14 protein-coding genes are annotated in these 15650 nt (G+C 41.2%); 13 read left to right on the plus strand and 1 reads right to left on the minus strand.

Going from position 1 to position 15650, the window contains the following annotated elements; genetic code table 11:
- Nucleotides 1-3 precede the first annotated feature (3 nt).
- The 6 genes from LC20001_RS05950 to sufB all read left to right on the plus strand — a co-directional run bounded on the left by LC20001_RS05950 (nt 4) and on the right by sufB (nt 6427).
- Nucleotides 4-825 (plus strand): MetQ/NlpA family ABC transporter substrate-binding protein, encoded by an 822-nt coding sequence (locus LC20001_RS05950; RefSeq protein ID WP_010009784.1) that lies wholly within the window; start codon nt 4-6, stop codon nt 823-825.
- Nucleotides 826-1140: 315 nt separating this feature from the next.
- The gene (sufC, locus tag LC20001_RS05955) at nt 1141-1935 is read left to right on the plus strand and encodes a Fe-S cluster assembly ATPase SufC (RefSeq protein WP_003678728.1); all 795 of its coding nucleotides are present in this window, start codon (nt 1141-1143) and stop codon (nt 1933-1935) included.
- Nucleotides 1936-1948: 13 nt separating this feature from the next.
- On the plus strand, nt 1949-3253 hold the full coding sequence (gene sufD / locus LC20001_RS05960; protein WP_010009782.1) for a Fe-S cluster assembly protein SufD: 1305 nt from the start codon (nt 1949-1951) through the stop codon (nt 3251-3253).
- Nucleotides 3234-4472: a cysteine desulfurase gene (locus tag LC20001_RS05965; protein ID WP_003678725.1), complete on the plus strand. Its 1239-nt coding sequence runs from the start codon at nt 3234-3236 to the stop codon at nt 4470-4472. The genes sufD and LC20001_RS05965 overlap by 20 nt, the downstream gene beginning before the upstream one ends.
- Nucleotides 4459-4935 carry a Fe-S cluster assembly sulfur transfer protein SufU gene (gene sufU / locus LC20001_RS05970; protein WP_003678724.1) on the plus strand — a complete coding sequence of 159 codons (477 nt, stop codon included), beginning with the start codon at nt 4459-4461 and terminating at the stop codon, nt 4933-4935. The genes LC20001_RS05965 and sufU overlap by 14 nt, the downstream gene beginning before the upstream one ends.
- Before the next feature lie 49 nt (nt 4936-4984).
- Nucleotides 4985-6427, plus strand: a complete 1443-nt coding sequence (sufB, locus tag LC20001_RS05975; protein ID WP_010009778.1) for a Fe-S cluster assembly protein SufB — start codon at nt 4985-4987, stop codon at nt 6425-6427.
- A 150-nt stretch (nt 6428-6577) separates the two neighbouring features.
- Here the strand turns inward: sufB and LC20001_RS05980 are convergent, their stop codons facing one another.
- Nucleotides 6578-6793: a DUF378 domain-containing protein gene (locus LC20001_RS05980; protein WP_029507672.1), complete on the minus strand. Its 216-nt coding sequence runs from the start codon at nt 6791-6793 to the stop codon at nt 6578-6580.
- 381 nt (nt 6794-7174) lie between these two features.
- Between LC20001_RS05980 and mobA the strand changes: the two genes are divergently transcribed.
- The 7 genes from mobA (at nt 7175) to LC20001_RS06015 (ending at nt 15218) form a co-directional block, all read left to right on the plus strand.
- Nucleotides 7175-7756: a molybdenum cofactor guanylyltransferase gene (gene mobA / locus LC20001_RS05985; RefSeq protein ID WP_035457225.1), complete on the plus strand. Its 582-nt coding sequence runs from the start codon at nt 7175-7177 to the stop codon at nt 7754-7756.
- A gap of 9 nt (nt 7757-7765) precedes the next feature.
- Complete coding sequence (locus LC20001_RS05990; protein ID WP_010009776.1) at nt 7766-8590, plus strand: formate/nitrite transporter family protein; 825 nt, start codon at nt 7766-7768, stop codon at nt 8588-8590.
- Nucleotides 8583-9161 carry a hypothetical protein gene (locus LC20001_RS05995; protein ID WP_010009774.1) on the plus strand — a complete coding sequence of 193 codons (579 nt, stop codon included), beginning with the start codon at nt 8583-8585 and terminating at the stop codon, nt 9159-9161. The genes LC20001_RS05990 and LC20001_RS05995 overlap by 8 nt, the downstream gene beginning before the upstream one ends.
- 176 nt (nt 9162-9337) lie before the next feature.
- Nucleotides 9338-9826: an NADH-quinone oxidoreductase subunit NuoE family protein gene (locus LC20001_RS06000; protein WP_010009772.1), complete on the plus strand. Its 489-nt coding sequence runs from the start codon at nt 9338-9340 to the stop codon at nt 9824-9826.
- Between the two features lie 153 nt (nt 9827-9979).
- On the plus strand, nt 9980-11281 hold the full coding sequence (locus LC20001_RS06005) for a complex I 51 kDa subunit family protein (protein ID WP_040473068.1): 1302 nt from the start codon (nt 9980-9982) through the stop codon (nt 11279-11281).
- A gap of 2 nt (nt 11282-11283) precedes the next feature.
- Entirely contained in the window at nt 11284-13995 is a 2712-nt protein-coding gene (fdhF, locus tag LC20001_RS06010) for a formate dehydrogenase subunit alpha (protein WP_029507969.1), read from the plus strand.
- A 20-nt stretch (nt 13996-14015) separates the two neighbouring features.
- Nucleotides 14016-15218, plus strand: coding sequence for a molybdopterin molybdotransferase MoeA (locus LC20001_RS06015; protein ID WP_003678330.1), 1203 nt, complete (start codon nt 14016-14018; stop codon nt 15216-15218).
- Nucleotides 15219-15650: the final 432 nt, after the last annotated feature.

Below are 15650 nucleotides of genomic sequence, written 5' to 3' on the forward strand. Positions count from 1 at the left end.
TTTATGTCAAAGAAACATCGTTTAATTAAGTTTGTTACGGCTGCGGCTGTACTTGTGCTAGGGGCGAGCACATTTGGTTCTACGGCTGAAGCCGCAACTACATTGAAAGTCGGTGCAACTAAAACACCACATTCAATTATTTTAAATCACGTTAAGCCTCAATTGAAAAAAGAAGGCGTCAATCTAAAAGTAACGGTCTTCCAAGATTATTCCTTGATCGATAAGGCTTTAGTCGCTAAAAACTTGGATGTTACTTATTTTGCGCACAAACCTTATCTAGAACAAGAAATTGCGAAAAATGGGTATAAGATCAGCGATATTGGTGCTGTGCATTTGGAACCAATCGGTGCTTATTCTAAGACAGTTAAAAGTTTGAAGAACGTTAAAGATGGTGCAACGGTCTTAGTTTCAAATAACCGGCCTGATTATGGTCGTATCTTACAGATTTTGAAGGATGCGAATCTGATCACAATCAAAAAAGGGACTAAACTAACAGATGCTGATTTCACGGACATTGCGTCTAATCCTAAACATCTAAAATTTAAGCACAATTATGATCCAAAATTAATGCCTGAATTATACAAGAACAACGAAGGTGACGTAATTTTCATCAACGCTAACTTTGCCGTTCAAGGTGGTTTGAATCCGAAAAAAGATGCAATCGCTTTGGAGAAACAATCATCACCGTATGCTAATATTCTTGAAGTTCGTAAAGGTGACGAAAACAAACCAACTATTAAGAAATTAAAGAAGGCTTTGCAATCTAAATCAACACAAAACTGGATCAGCAAACATTTCAAAGGTGCAGTTTTACCAGCTAAATAGAACTAAGGAAAACTACGAGAAATCGTAGTTTTTTTGTTTAAATTAAAGTAAGCGTTGCCAAGCTAAGTAATGTTAAAAGCGACTATCAGGATATTCTTAATAAATTCTCATTTTACAAAAATAAGTCTTGGTTGGCGGAATTATAAAGCATAACAACTTTTTTGTGGCAAGAAATTCTTTAAGGAACTCGCCAAGGGTTATTGAAAAAGGTTCTCAATTAAGTTAGAATGAGTATTGTTTAATATTGGAAACGATTTTTCTCTTAAAACGTTTTCACTGGATAAACCAGTAATTCCTGATATCGGAGGAGAGCACATGTCAAAGTTAGAAGTAAAGAATCTACACGTTGCCGTCGTTGATGAAGATAAAGGTCAGCAAAAAGAGATCCTCAAAGGGGTCAATTTAACCATGCAAACCGGCGAAATTCACGCCATCATGGGACCAAATGGTACTGGTAAGTCGACCTTATCACAAGCAATCATGGGCAATCCTGCATATAAAGTCACTGAAGGTGACGTTTTGTTAGATGGTAAGAGTCTTTTAGATATGCCAGTAGATGAACGGGCACGTGCTGGTCTATTTTTGGCAATGCAATACCCAGCTGAAATTGCCGGGGTAACCAATGTCGAATTTATGCGGGCAGCAATCAATGCTCGGCGCGCCGATGATGATCAGATCCCAGTATTAGAATTTATGAAGTTCCTCGATAAAAATCTGGATATCTTAGATATGACCGACGATATGGTTGAACGTTACTTAAACGAAGGCTTCTCTGGCGGCGAAAAGAAACGCAACGAGATCCTACAGTTAATGATGATCCAACCTAAATTTGCTATTCTTGATGAAATCGATTCTGGCCTTGATATTGACGCATTAAAGGTTGTCTCCAAAGGGGTCAATTCGATGCGTGGACCTGAATTTGGTTCATTGATCATCACCCATTATCAGCGTTTGCTGAATTATATTGTTCCTGATACCGTTCATGTCATGATGGGTGGACGAATTGTTGAAAGCGGCGGCCCTGAATTAGCTGAAAAATTGGAAGCTGAAGGCTACGCTGGTGTACGGGACGATCTTGGTTTGGATGTCAAACTAACAGACGAAATCTAAGGAGGCGCAGGTTATGGAAACACAAGCAGAAATTGAGTTTCAATCCGCAGTGTCGGCCTTTTCTGCGGCCCATAATGAACCTGATTGGTTGCGGAAGTTGCGCCTAACAATGCTGGCTAAGTATCCAGAATTAGCGCTACCTAAATTTGAAAAAATTAAATACCAACGTTGGCCACTAACGGCTGTCCATGAACCGACTATTGTGGATTCTTCAGCAGCTGACTTATCAGCTTTATCATTGGATTATGCTGATGCCAAAAACGTTTTGGTCACAGTTGGTGAAACGGTGCTTACAACTAAATTGGATCCTGCATTAGCTGCTAAAGGGGTTATTTTCACGGATTTATTTACAGCCGTGCATGAACATCCTGACTTAGTTGCGAAATACTTTATGACAACAGCCGTTAAGCCGGATGATAACCGCTTGACTGCGTTTAACGCCGCTTTTCTTAACGGTGGGGCCTTTCTGTACGTACCTAAAGGTGTCAAGATCGAGGATCCGATCCAAGGTTATTACATCCAAGATAGTACGCGAACACAAGACTTTATTCATCATGTTTTAGTAGTGGCTGATACGAACAGTCAAGTTACTTATTCAGAAAATTATGCTACTGTTGGTGAGCAAGCTAATTTAGCTAATATTATTGTTGAAGTTGTGGCTGCCGATGATGCCCATGTGCGTTTTTCAGCGGTTGATCAGTTAAGTGCTGCGACGACAGGTTATATCAGTCGGCGGGGTAACTTAGCTAATGATGCTAAGCTAGATTGGGCAATCGGAATGATGAATGATGGCAACGTGGTGGTTGATTTCAATACCGATCTAGTTGGCCATGGTGCGCACGCGGAAGTTAAAGTTGTTGCGGTCACCACTGGTGAGCAATTGCAAGGTATCGATACGCGCGTGACTAATTTAGGACAGCATACGATCGGACATATTTTGCAGCATGGGGTTATTCTTGAGTCCTCAGCTCTGATCTTCAACGGTGTAGGACATATTGTTAAAGGCGCTCGTGGTTCCGATGCACAGCAAGAAAGTCGTGTCTTGATGTTATCGACACATGCGCGCGGTGATGCCAACCCAATTCTATTGATCGACGAAAATGATGTGACTGCTGGTCATGCGGCGAGTGTTGGTCGTGTTGATGAAGAACAAATGTATTATTTGATGAGTCGCGGAATTGATAAAAAGCGGGCAGAACGGCTAGTCATTCGTGGGTTCTTGGGTAATGTTCTAACCGAGATCCCAGCTAAGCGTGTTCGTGATCAGTTGACCGCCACGATCGAGAGGAAGTTAGAAAATGGGCAAAAATCTGAATGATATCCGCGCTGATTTTCCAATTTTGGATCAGCAAGTTAATGATGAACCATTAGTCTACTTAGATAATGCTGCAACCACGCAGAAACCTAAAGCAGTTGTTGAAGCTTTAACACATTATTACTATAACGATAACGCCAATGTTCATCGTGGTGTGCACACATTAGCTGAACGTGCTACTGAAAAGTTTGAAGCGGCCCGCGAAAAGGTCCGTGCTTTTATCAACGCTCGTTCAACTAAAGAAGTGTTATTTACGCGTGGAACGACGACCAGTCTAAACTGGATCGCCGCTAGTTATGGTGAAGCTAATATTACTGCCGGTGATGAGATCGTGATTTCTTACATGGAACATCACAGTAACTTAGTTCCCTGGCAGCAATTAGCTATCCGTAAACAAGCAACGCTCAAATATATCAAAATGAACGCTGATGGCACACTGGATATGGCCGATGCACAGCAACAGATCACGGATAAAACTAAAATTGTGGCGATCGCACAGGTTTCCAATGTTTTAGGTGTGGTCAATCCAATCAAAGAATTGGCTAAAATAGCCCATCAACATGGTGCAGTAATGGTCGCTGATGGGGCCCAGTCGTTACCTAATATGCCAGTAGACGTTCAAGATCTGGATTGTGACTTTTTAGCTTTCTCTGGACATAAAATGCTTGGTCCAACAGGAATTGGTGGCTTGTACGCAAAGGAAGCTCTCCTAAATGAAATGCCACCGATTGAGTTTGGTGGCGAAATGATCGATTTTGTGAATTTATTTGATAGCTCATGGTCCCAGTTGCCGTGGAAATTTGAAGCAGGTACGCCAGATATTTCTGGTGCAATTGGTTTAGGTGCGGCGATCGATTATTTGAATCAGTTTGGGATGGCTGCGGTTCATGAACATGAACAAAAGCTAGTTGATTATGTGTTACCTAAGTTGTTAGCGATTGATGGACTGACCGTTTATGGTCCCCATGACCCAGCTAAACATACCGGTGTGATTGCTTTTAATTTAGATGGGCTACATCCCCATGATCTAGCAACCGGCTTAGATATGGAAGGTGTTGCGGTTCGGGCCGGCCACCATTGTGCGCAACCGTTGATGAAATATTTGCAAGTACCAGCTACAGCGCGGGCTAGCTTTTATATCTATAATACGAAGGCAGATGCTGACCGCTTAGTTGATGCAATTGTGGCAACAAAGGAGTTCTTCAAAAATGGCACTGTCTAAATTAGATAATTTGTATCGCCAAGTTATTCTTGATCACTCAGCACATCCACATCATCATGGCCACTTGCAACAAGCGACTAATGAGATCGAATTACGTAATCCAACTTGTGGCGATGTGTTACAACTGGAAGTGGCTTTGACCGATGGTAAAATTACGGATATTGCTTTTTCTGGCGATGGTTGTACTATCAGTCAAGCCTCGGCTAGCATGATGACTGATGCCGTGGTTGGAAAAACACCAGCTGAAGCGGAAGAAATGGTTCAGGTTTTTTCAGAAATGATTATTGGCGATAAGCCTGGTCTGGATACAACGGCGTTAGGTGATGCGGCAATTTTAGAAGGTGTTGCTAAGTTTCCAGCGCGGATCAAGTGCGCCACTTTAGCTTGGAAAGCATTAAATAATGCACTAACTGGTGAGGACGGTAAAGGAATGGCTCATTTGTTGAGCTCACATGAGGATTAGTTATTGACCGTTTGAACCATATATTGAATAAGGGGGACAGCTTATGCCAATGCCTGAAACTGAAAATACAAAAAATAACGCTACCGTTGCTAGTAGCGTTGATGAATTAGGTTTGGATAAAGATTATGACTTTGGCTTTCACGATGATGTCACACCTGTTTTTTCAACGGGTCACGGCTTGACCGAAGATGTCGTTCGCGCCATCTCTAAGGAAAAAGACGAACCGCAATGGATGTTAGATTTTCGTCTGAAATCATACGAATTATATAAAAAACTACCCATGCCAGCATTTGGTCCAGATTTGTCAGGATTAGATTTGGATAATATGCTTTATTATCAAAAAGCAACGGATAAAAAATATCGTGACTGGGAAGAGGTTCCTGAAGATATCAAAAATACGTTTGATCGCTTAGGGGTTCCAGAAGCGGAACGTAAATATTTAGCGGGTTCCTCAGCACAATACGAATCAGAAGTTGTTTATCATAATATGCGCGATGAGTTCAATAAGTTAGGAATCATCTTTACCGATACCGATACTGCCTTGAAGGAGTACCCAGAATTATTCCGTAAGTGGTTCGCTAAGTTAGTTAAACCATCCGACAATAAATTTGCGGCTTTAAATTCAGCAGTGTGGTCCGGTGGTTCATTTATTTATGTGCCTAAAGGCGTGAAAACGGACGTGCCGATTCAATCGTATTTCCGTTTGAATGCGGAAAATTCTGGTCAATTTGAACGAACATTGATCATTGTTGACGAGGGTGCCAGTGTACAATACGTTGAAGGTTGTACCGCACCTAATTATTCCTCTGACAGTTTGCATGCTGCCGTTGTTGAAGTTTTTGCCCAAAAGGACGCTTATATGCGTTATACGACCATTCAAAACTGGTCCAATAACGTTTACAGTCTGGAAACAAAACGGGCACAAGCGATGGAAAATGCCACGATGGAGTGGGTCGATGGTAACTTAGGTTCTAAGATTACCATGAAGTATCCGAGTGTTTATTTAGATGGCGAAGGCGCAACTGGAACGATGCTTTCGATCGCGGTTGCGGGCCATAATGTTGATCAGGATGCTGGTGCGCGGATGATCCATAACGCTAAAAACACCTCCTCATCAATTGTTTCTAAGTCGATCTCTAAAGACGGCGGGGCGGTTGATTATCGTGGTACAGTGCGTTTTGGTCGTCATTCAGATGGTTCTAAAGCACATATTGAATGTGATACGATCATTATGGATGAAGAATCTAGCTCAGATACAATTCCGTACAACGAAATTTTGAATGGCAATGTATCGATGGAACACGAAGCAAAAGTTTCTAAAATTTCTGAAGAACAATTGTATTATTTGATGAGCCGTGGTATTTCTGAAGCCAAGGCGACTGAAATGATCATCATGGGCTTCGTTGAACCATTTACTAAGGAATTACCGATGGAATATGCCGTTGAATTAAACCGTTTGATTGGTTATGAAATGGAAGGGACCGTCGGCTGATGTCTTAACGATATGGTTGGTTAAGAAGTATCGTTGTTTTACACAAAAAGCAGCTCAATACCCTAAATTAGGGTGTTGGGCTGCTTTTGTGTCTTGAATTTATACTTTAAGTGCAACAAAAAACCGGCGTTAAGCCGGTTTTTCGATTACCTAAGCTTCGCGCCTGACTGATTTGGCAATCAGTGAAAAGAACTTAAGTGAATAAAGTGCACAGATCCCAACAACAATATACACGATTTTAGAGAGTAGTGCAGTTTGACCGCCGAAGATCGTCGCAACTAGATCAAAGTTGAATAAGCCCACAAGCAGCCAATTTAAGCCACCAATAATCAATAAACCAAGTGCAATGCTATCTAAGGTTTTCATAAAATGCGCTCCTTTCTAAACAATTACTTTTGGGACAATTAAAGTGTATCAGGTGATAGGTCTATGAGCTAGAAAGATGCAAAACGAAAAGTCTAGTAAGCATTGAGGATGAGGAAAACATAAATAATGCCGTAAATTATTTTAGTGGCGATGATGAATTTATAGCTCTCCTTTAATAGATAAATAATTATGCTGCAGAGGGCACAATTATTTTTTATTCGTCATCAATAAATTACTAGAAGCAGGATTTTGTTGGGTTAGAGGAAGCAAATCAATAAATTTTGGTTGACTATTTTTGTAAGCGTTTTATAATTAATTGAAAAGGCAAAAATATTTAGTCATAAAAAATATTATTTTGAAATGTAAAGGAGGGACCAGGCAATGATTGCAGCTACGGATGTGACGGGGATTATTCTTTGTGGCGGACATAGCTCGCGAATGGGATTTAATAAAGCATTGTTAAAATTGGACGGACAATATGTCATCTTACAGACTGCGGTCAAACTCAAAGAATTATTTCCGGCAGTGGTATTGATGACGAATAACCAGCAAAATTTTCGGGTGAGTGATGCGTTTGCTGGTTATCCGATTTGGGAAGATGACTATCAAAACTCTGGTCCCTTAGGTGGTCTGGTCACTGCTTTGGCTAGAGTAACTACGCCATATATTTTTGTGACTGCGTGTGATATTCCGAATATTTCTTTAACTATGATCCGGCAATTATTGAATAGCGTGCAGTCTGAACAGGTTATTTTGTATCAACAGGATAACCATATTGAATCCCTCTTTGGACTTTATCATCGTTCTTGTTTACCACTATTTACAGCGCAATTAGCTCAAGGTAATGGACAAATTCGCTATTATTTTTCGCAATTACGTGTTAGATTACTTTCCAGTCCTTTAACCGAGTTAAGGAATATTAATACGCCGGCTGAGTTACCTGGGTGGCGTATTAAAAAATGAGGTGAAAATATGAACAGTTTAAAAGCAAATCAAGTTATTGAAACGTTCAGTTTAAAGGCGAAGACTAAAAGTCAGCTTGGTTTAGGGAAATTATTGCTGTTAGGGATGATGGCAGGTGCTTTTATTGCAATTGGTTATTTGGCGTTTGTCCGAGTTGCTGGGACTGTACCTAAAAGTTGGGGGAGTTTTTCAACTTTTTTGGGTGCCTGTTTATTTCCAATTGGATTGATTGCAATCACGTTTTTAGGTGGTGAATTAGTTACTGGGAATATGATGATTCTCACGTTCGGTTTTTTGAAAAAACAGCTCACTTTAGTTGCAGTGATCAAAAACTGGGTACTTGTGCTGCTTGCTAATTGTTTAGGTGGTGCGCTGTTTGGCTTGCTTTTTGGTCATTTAGTCGGATTAACTGAAGGTGATTTTGCAGCTAAAACGATTGCGATCGCAACTGCAAAATTAGCGGATAGCCCTAGTGCAATGATCATATCTGGTGTTGGTTGCAATATTTTAGTTGGAATGGCCATTTTTCTAGCGGCAATGAGCCAGGACTTTTTTGGTAAGGTAATCGGTGTCTGGTTTCCAATCATGATCTTTGTGGTTTGCGGGTTTCAGCACGTGGTTGCCAATGCCTTTATTCTAACTGCAGCGGTTCTGGCTGGCGGTCATTTTTCAGCTAGCGCGTTGGTGCTCAACATTTTACTTGTTTTTATTGGTAATGCAATCGGTGGCGCGCTTGGCTTAGCTGTACCTGTTTATTATGCCAATCGTGAATCGGCGGTGGTTTCTACTACTGAGAGTCCTGAATCAATCAAGCAGGTGATCGTCAATGAATGAGTTGATTGCAGTACCGCAAATGATTCAAATTGGCTCAACTGGTCGCAATAGTGGTAAAACGGTTGTTGCTAAAAAATTGATTCACAGATTTAAACAGCGTCATACACTGGTCGCTTTGAAGATTATTACAATTACTGGTACGCGCGGTAAATGTCAACGTGGCGGTGTTGGCTGTGGTATCTGTACGAGCATTGATTCTGGATATGAATTGACTGAAGAAAAGAATCGGCGGGGCAAAAAAGATACGATGGAATTATTAAAGGCGGGTTGTCAGCAAGTATTTTTGTTAAAGGCATTTCGTGAGCATTTGCTGGATGGTTTTGAAGCATTTTTAGCGCAGATTCCAGCTGATGCATGCATTATTTGCGAATCAAATTCACTCCGTTCTTACATTCGGCCCGGTATTTTTCTGATGTTGAATAATCAAAAAAAACAGGTTAAGCCGACTGCGGCTAGTGTTTATAATTTAGCTGATTTAGTGATGACTGCACCAACCGATCAGGAGCTGATGCAGATCAGCATTCAAGCGACGGCAACACAACAGGAAGTCTGGGCGACGCAAGCAGTCTAAGGCTGTGTTTGAATTTTATGATTGCTCAACCCAAGGCGCACTGAGAAACAATCTTTTAACTTTATTTTAATGATCTAACACGTTACCAAGTGTCGCTTGTTGTCTGATTAAGTTGATGCTTAAAAGATGGTTGCTTTTTCAAACGCATCCAGAATGAAGGAAGGTTATCGAAATAAATGGCTAATTTAACAATTAATGAAAAAAATGAAATTATTGATCGTTATCAAGCTAATCCTGAGCAAGCATTGAATATTTTAGTTGATCTACAGTTTGCTTCGACTGATGGCTATATTGATCAGAAAACGGCACAGCTAGTTGCTAAACGTGTTGGGGTGACCGAAACACGTATTTATGAGTTGATTAGTTTCTATGCGATTTTGAAGGAGAAAACTCAGGCACGTTATGTCTTGAAAATCTGTAATAGCGCACCTTGCCGTTTTTCTGGTGAACCATTAGTCAGCCGTAGTCTCAAAGAAATTCTAGGTGTCAATGAAAATGAGATGACGGCTGATGGTTTGTTCTTATATCATGGGATTCCGTGTGTTGGTGCTTGTGCACAGACCCCCTTTATTAAGATCAAAGATCGTGTTTTCCCAAATTTAACTGCGCAACAAATCGTTCAATTAATCAGTGATCTTCGTGCTGGTCGTTATCCAGCACTATAGTATGGCAATCAGCAAAATAAATATTGCTGTCGCCAACTAAGCTGGTGTTGCTGCTTAGTTGGCGACTAGATCAAGTGAAAAATGAGTCTTAGCGGTAACAGAAAAATTTTAGTACAAAATTATCCACTATTGTGGAATAGCGGTGGTGAAAAAATGGTAGTTAGAAATCAAGCCGTTTTAACGGCACGTTTTAATAAATTACAGGCTGATCCCACTGATATTGATGCTTTTTGTCAGTTAGATGGTTACGCTGGTTTAAAAAAAGTAGTTGAAATGGACAAAACAGCGGTGTTAGATGAACTTGATCGCGCTGTATTATTAGGTCGTGGTGGTGCTGCTTATCCCGCCGGCAAAAAATGGCGTCATCTTTTTTATGCTAAAGGGCAACCTAAATATATTGTCTGTAATGCCGATGAAGGTGAACCGGGCACATTTAAAGATAAGACGTTGATCGAACATGATCCATTAGCAATCATTGAAGGGATGACGATTGCTGGTTACATGTTTGATTCACCGCAGGGCTATATTTATATTCGTGGTGAATATCGCAATTTACACCGTTGTTTACGTAAAGCCTTAGTGCAAGCACGGACCGCCAATTTTTTAGGTGAAAATATTCTTGGTATCACTGGCTTTAATTATGATATTAAAATTATTTCTGGCGCCGGTGCGTATGTTTGCGGTGAAAGCTCAGCCTTATTAAATTCAATTGAAGGGAAGACGGGGCGGCCTCGAGTTAAGCCACCACATTTAGCTGATGTAGGTCTATATCTGCAGCCTACCTTAGTGAATAATGTGGAATCTTATGCCAATATTCCGGTGATCATTCGTGAAGGTGGTGCAGCTTTTAAAGCATTGGGTACAGAAAAAGGCGGTGGAACCAAATTAATTTGCTTAACTGGTCATGTTAAAAATCGGGGACTGTTTGAAGTTAATCTGGGAACGCCACTTTACGATATTCTGTATTCAGAAAAATATGGTGGTGGCAGTAGTACTGGGCGACCATTGAAATTTATCCACTTTGGTGGTCAGTCTGGACCCATTGGGGCGGTAGCGCAACTAAAGGATTGTCTTTATTCTTATGATGGCTTATGGGCCAATAATTTAGCAATTGGTTCGGGCGCGCTAGTTGTCATGGATGATAGTGTCAGCATTATTGATTATTTAAATAGTGTCGCTGCTTTTTTTGCCCATGAATCTTGTGGTAAGTGTACACCTTGCCGAATCGGCACATTACGAATTTTAGAAGCACTAGAAAAATTTCAGAAAAAAGAAGCTGTCCCTGGTGACCTAGAAGTTTTTGAATCGATGTTAACGCATGTGACTCAGTTATCTGCTTGTGGGCTTGGCCAATCAGTTGCAACATCTATGGTCAGTAGCTTGAAGCTTTTTCCAGAAGAGTTTGAATTGGCGATCAATCGGCAGACAGCTGAGCAGAAGGAGGTTTTGTGGTGATGATGGAAACAAAAACAGCAACCGTAATGTTAACAATCGATGGACAAACGGTAACAGTTCCGGAGGGGACAACATTGCTAAAGGCTGCTGCAATGAACGGAATTGAGATTCCTACACTTTGCCATTTAAAAGAGTTAGCTCCCGATGGCTCTTGCCGGATGTGTATGGTAGAAGTTGAAGGTGGTCGCAAAGGTGGCTTAGTGACAGCCTGTTCAGCACATGTGCATGAAGGAATGGTTATTCATACTCAAAATAAAAAAGTGCGTGACTCACGCCGTTTTGTATTGGATCTGTTGTTAAGTAATCACAAATTAGATTGTTTTAAATGCCCAAGTAACGGTGACTGTAAATTACAAGATTATTCTTTGGAATATGGGATGCTTGAAACTAGTTTTCATGGGCAGCGACAACCAGGAAATCAGCAAGACACGACAAACCCGTTTTTTGATTATGACCCAGAAAAGTGTATCATGTGTCGGCGTTGTTCGCGCGTCTGCCAGTTACGCCAAGGACGTGACGTGATCAGTATTGCCAAGCGTGGATTTGATACCAAAATGATGCCAGCCTATGGTGAGGATTGGGATCAATCAATTTGTGAATCTTGTGGTAACTGTGTGTCTGTTTGCCCAACTGGTGCACTGGCTTCTAAAGATCAACAAAAGTTTCGTAAGTGGGCAACTACTAAAATACGAACAACTTGTCCGCATTGTGGCACTGGCTGTCAAGTCGATTTATTAGTTAAAAATAATGTGATCGTTGGTGCTGAACCAGCTGATGGACCCGCTAATCGTAATTTATTATGCGTAAAGGGAAAGTTTGCGTCTTACAAGTTTGTAGCGTCTGGGGACCGTTTAACGACGCCTCTGATCAAGCGCCAGGGTCAATTCGTACCTGCTAGTTGGGATGAAGCATTAACCTTGATTGCAGATAAGTTTACGGCGTTAAAACAAAACTATGGTGGCAATAGTTTAGCTGGGTTCTCTTGCTCGCGTTCGACTAATGAAGACAATTATGTTTTCCAAAAAATGGTACGGACTGCTTTTGGTAGTAATAATGTTGATAATTGTGCACGTGTCTGTCATTCGGCAACAGTTCATGGGCTAGCTCATACTTTAGGTAGTGGGGCAATGACCAATACGATCGCAGATATTACCACTGATGTTGACGTGATTTTATTGATCGGTTCTAATACTACTGAAGCTCATCCAGTGATTGGATCTCAGATTCGCCAAGCTGTTCAACATGGGACCAAGTTGATCGTTATCGACCCGCGCAAAATCGATCTAACCAAAAATAGCACAATGCATTTACAGGCTAAAGCAGGTACTAATGTGGCTTTGATCAACGGAATGATGAATGTAATCATACGCGAAGGGTTGGCCGATCAGGATTTCATTGCTAAACGAACTGAAGGTTACACCGCAATGCGTGAATTAGTGGCCGATTATACACCGGAAAAGGTAGCCAAGATTTGTGAAATTGAACCTGAAGAAATTATTAATGCGGCGCGGTTATACGCTAAAGCTGGCAAAGCACCAATTATCTATTGTTTAGGGGTAACTGAACACAGTACTGGTACCGAGGGTGTGATGAGTATGTCTAATTTAGCCATGCTTGTTGGTAAAATTGGTCGTCCAGGCTGTGGCGTCAATCCATTGCGTGGACAAAATAATGTTCAAGGAGCCTGTGATATGGGCTGCTCACCATTTGATTTTCCTGGTTATCAAAAAGTAGCTGATAGTAAAACAATTGCCAAATTTGAAAAGGCGTGGGCAACAAAATTAAATCCCCAAATCGGTTTAACGTCAACACAAGTTTTACCTGCAGCTACACGTGGCGAGATTAAAGGCTTATATATTTTTGGTGAAGATCCCATTGTGACTGATCCGGATACCTCGCATGTGCGTCACGCCTTAGAATCATTAGATTTCTTAGTCGTTCAAGAATTATTTATGACGGAAACTGCGGCTTACGCGGACGTGATTTTACCAGGAATTAGTTTTGCGGAAAAAGACGGGACTTTTACTAATACAGAACGGCGAATTCAACGGATTCGTAAAGCAGTTGCACCGCGTGGTGGTGCGCGTGAGGATTATAAAGTTTTTTGTGAAGTCGCAACGCGGATGGGTTATGCAATGACCTATGATTCACCGAGCCAAATTATGGCTGAGATTGCTCAAGTAGTTCCAACTTTTGCCGGGGTCAATTATAAACGTTTAGATATGTTAGGTAGTTTGCAGTGGCCTTGTCGATCATTGGATGATCCGGGAACGCCCATTATGCATGTCGGGCAATTTAGCCGTGGATGTGGTTTGTTTATGGCCATTCCATATAAACCAGCTAAAGAATTGCCGGATGCTACTTATCCATACCTAATGTCAACTGGGCGAATGTTGTACCAATATAATACTAGAGCAATGACGGGACGAACCGCAGGTATTAATAAATTAGCCAATCATTCATATATTGAAATCAATTATGAGGATGCTAATCGCTTGGGAATTAAGGATGGCGATAAAGTACAAGTTAGTTCTCGACGGGGTAAGATCCAAACTTATGCGGCGGTTGGTGATCAGGTAATGCAGAGTTCAGTCTTTATGACTTTCCATTTTCCTGACGGTAACGTTAACGAAATCACCAATCCAGTATTTGATGATATTGCGATTATCCCTGAATATAAAGTGTGTGCAGTGGCAATTGAGCCAGTGAAATGAATGGGGAAAGGAGCGGGTTCATGATTGAACTAGAACAGGCGATTGCATTAGTTACAGGAGCATTATCACCACAAATTGATAGTGAATTGGTTCCTTTAGCACAAGCTAGTGGCCGTGTGACTGCCTGCGCCCTTAAAGCGCCCTTAGCGGTGCCAAACTTTGTTCGTTCAGCGATGGATGGGTACGCTGTCTACGCTACTGATGTTGTTCGGGCAAGTCCAGAGCAACCAAGACGATTAACTGTTTTAGGGACGATCTATGCCGGTGATCACATGAGCTATACACCACGAATGGGTACGGCAGTCCGAGTTATGACCGGTGCAGCAATTCCACCGGGTTATGATGCAGTGGTTAAACAAGAATTAACTGATCAGGGACAAGCTGTTGTACAAATTTATCAACCAATCAAGGCTGGGAAAAATCTGATGCCAATTGGTGAGGATATTATCAGTGGACAAGTCGTATTTGAACCGTATACTTACTTGAATGGTGATAGTGTTGGTATATTAGCTAGCTTAGGTTATACGACAGTCCCAGTACTACAGCGTTTACGTGTTGGTTTGATTGCAACTGGCAATGAATTAGTTATCCCCGGACAGCCACTAGCACCGAATCAGATCTATAACAGCACAATTTATTCTTTAGCGGCGTATATTGAGCGTACTGGTGGTCAAGTCGTACTACAAACGATTTGTCAGGATAATCCAGCCGAATTAATGGCGTTATTGACGCAAAACAAACAAAAAGCTGATTTGTTTATTACGACCGGCGGTATTTCTGTTGGAGCAAAGGATTTTATACCGGCAACGCTGACAGCCAATGGAGGGCAACCACTATTTCATTTTGTGAATTTAAGGCCAGGAACACCGATCTTTGCAGCTAATTGGCAGCATAAATTGATTCTATCCTTGTCAGGGAATCCGTTTGCGGCAATGGTTAATTTTCACTTGTTTTATTGGCCATTGTTAGTGCGTTTTCAGCGGAATGAACATTTTAATTTAAAAAAACAAACAGCGCGCTTAGTAGCGGGCAAAATGCCAGCAACCAGTATGCGCCGTTTTGTACGGGCAAAATTGACCGGAACTGAGGTAGTGATCGATAAAAAGGGGCATTACGCGTCGGTACTGCATAATATGATCGATAATAATTGTTTAATTGAACAGATAAAGGGGAAGAGCTTACAGGTCGGCGATCAGGTAACTGTCTATTCATGGCCAGATTAGGTGTGGTCGTTAAAAAAGTGTATAAAAAGAACGTTTGATCTGCGCCTCCAGCAAGTCAAGCGTCCGCCATACCGCGATATTGAATTGTTCCTAACCTTCATCACCAAGATGATGCTTATCATGAAATAACATGAGCACCAACCCTGTTACAATTATGGCACCTTCAATAAGAGCCGCCAAGTCATCAGCCTCCTGTAATTGGTCACAACTACAATTCTATTGTAAAACGGAATAAGGTAATTGTTAAGCACTAAATGTTTTTTTCAAAAAAAGGTTGACGGGCTCACAGACAGTTGTTATACTAATTTCATTCAATTCTAAGGATTTTTTAATATGACGCAAGTAAACCGAATGTGTACCCTAATTTCACAATCGAATACGTATTATTACTATTGGTTCTTTAAGTAGTGTCTGCATCGGTAAGCTAGATGC

This window comes from Loigolactobacillus coryniformis subsp. coryniformis KCTC 3167 = DSM 20001 (assembly GCF_002706425.1).
In the GTDB taxonomy this organism is placed as follows: Bacteria; Bacillota; Bacilli; order Lactobacillales; family Lactobacillaceae; genus Loigolactobacillus; species Loigolactobacillus coryniformis.

Excerpts from the sequence above, each read along its gene's own strand:
- mobA (WP_035457225.1), top strand. The coding sequence starts at position 7,175 with ATGATTGCAGCTACGGATGTGACGGGGATTATTCTTTGTGGCGGACAT.
- LC20001_RS06015 (WP_003678330.1), top strand. The coding sequence starts at position 14,016 with ATGATTGAACTAGAACAGGCGATTGCATTAGTTACAGGAGCATTATCA.
- sufU (WP_003678724.1), top strand. The coding sequence starts at position 4,459 with ATGGCACTGTCTAAATTAGATAATTTGTATCGCCAAGTTATTCTTGAT.
- sufB (WP_010009778.1), top strand. The coding sequence starts at position 4,985 with ATGCCTGAAACTGAAAATACAAAAAATAACGCTACCGTTGCTAGTAGC.
- sufD (WP_010009782.1), top strand. The coding sequence starts at position 1,949 with ATGGAAACACAAGCAGAAATTGAGTTTCAATCCGCAGTGTCGGCCTTT.
- LC20001_RS05965 (WP_003678725.1), top strand. The coding sequence starts at position 3,234 with ATGGGCAAAAATCTGAATGATATCCGCGCTGATTTTCCAATTTTGGAT.
- fdhF (WP_029507969.1), top strand. The coding sequence starts at position 11,284 with ATGGAAACAAAAACAGCAACCGTAATGTTAACAATCGATGGACAAACG.
- LC20001_RS06000 (WP_010009772.1), top strand. The coding sequence starts at position 9,338 with ATGGCTAATTTAACAATTAATGAAAAAAATGAAATTATTGATCGTTAT.
- LC20001_RS05995 (WP_010009774.1), top strand. The coding sequence starts at position 8,583 with ATGAATGAGTTGATTGCAGTACCGCAAATGATTCAAATTGGCTCAACT.
- LC20001_RS05980 (WP_029507672.1), bottom strand. The coding sequence starts at position 6,793 with ATGAAAACCTTAGATAGCATTGCACTTGGTTTATTGATTATTGGTGGC.
- sufC (WP_003678728.1), top strand. The coding sequence starts at position 1,141 with ATGTCAAAGTTAGAAGTAAAGAATCTACACGTTGCCGTCGTTGATGAA.
- LC20001_RS05950 (WP_010009784.1), top strand. The coding sequence starts at position 4 with ATGTCAAAGAAACATCGTTTAATTAAGTTTGTTACGGCTGCGGCTGTA.
- LC20001_RS05990 (WP_010009776.1), top strand. The coding sequence starts at position 7,766 with ATGAACAGTTTAAAAGCAAATCAAGTTATTGAAACGTTCAGTTTAAAG.
- LC20001_RS06005 (WP_040473068.1), top strand. The coding sequence starts at position 9,980 with ATGGTAGTTAGAAATCAAGCCGTTTTAACGGCACGTTTTAATAAATTA.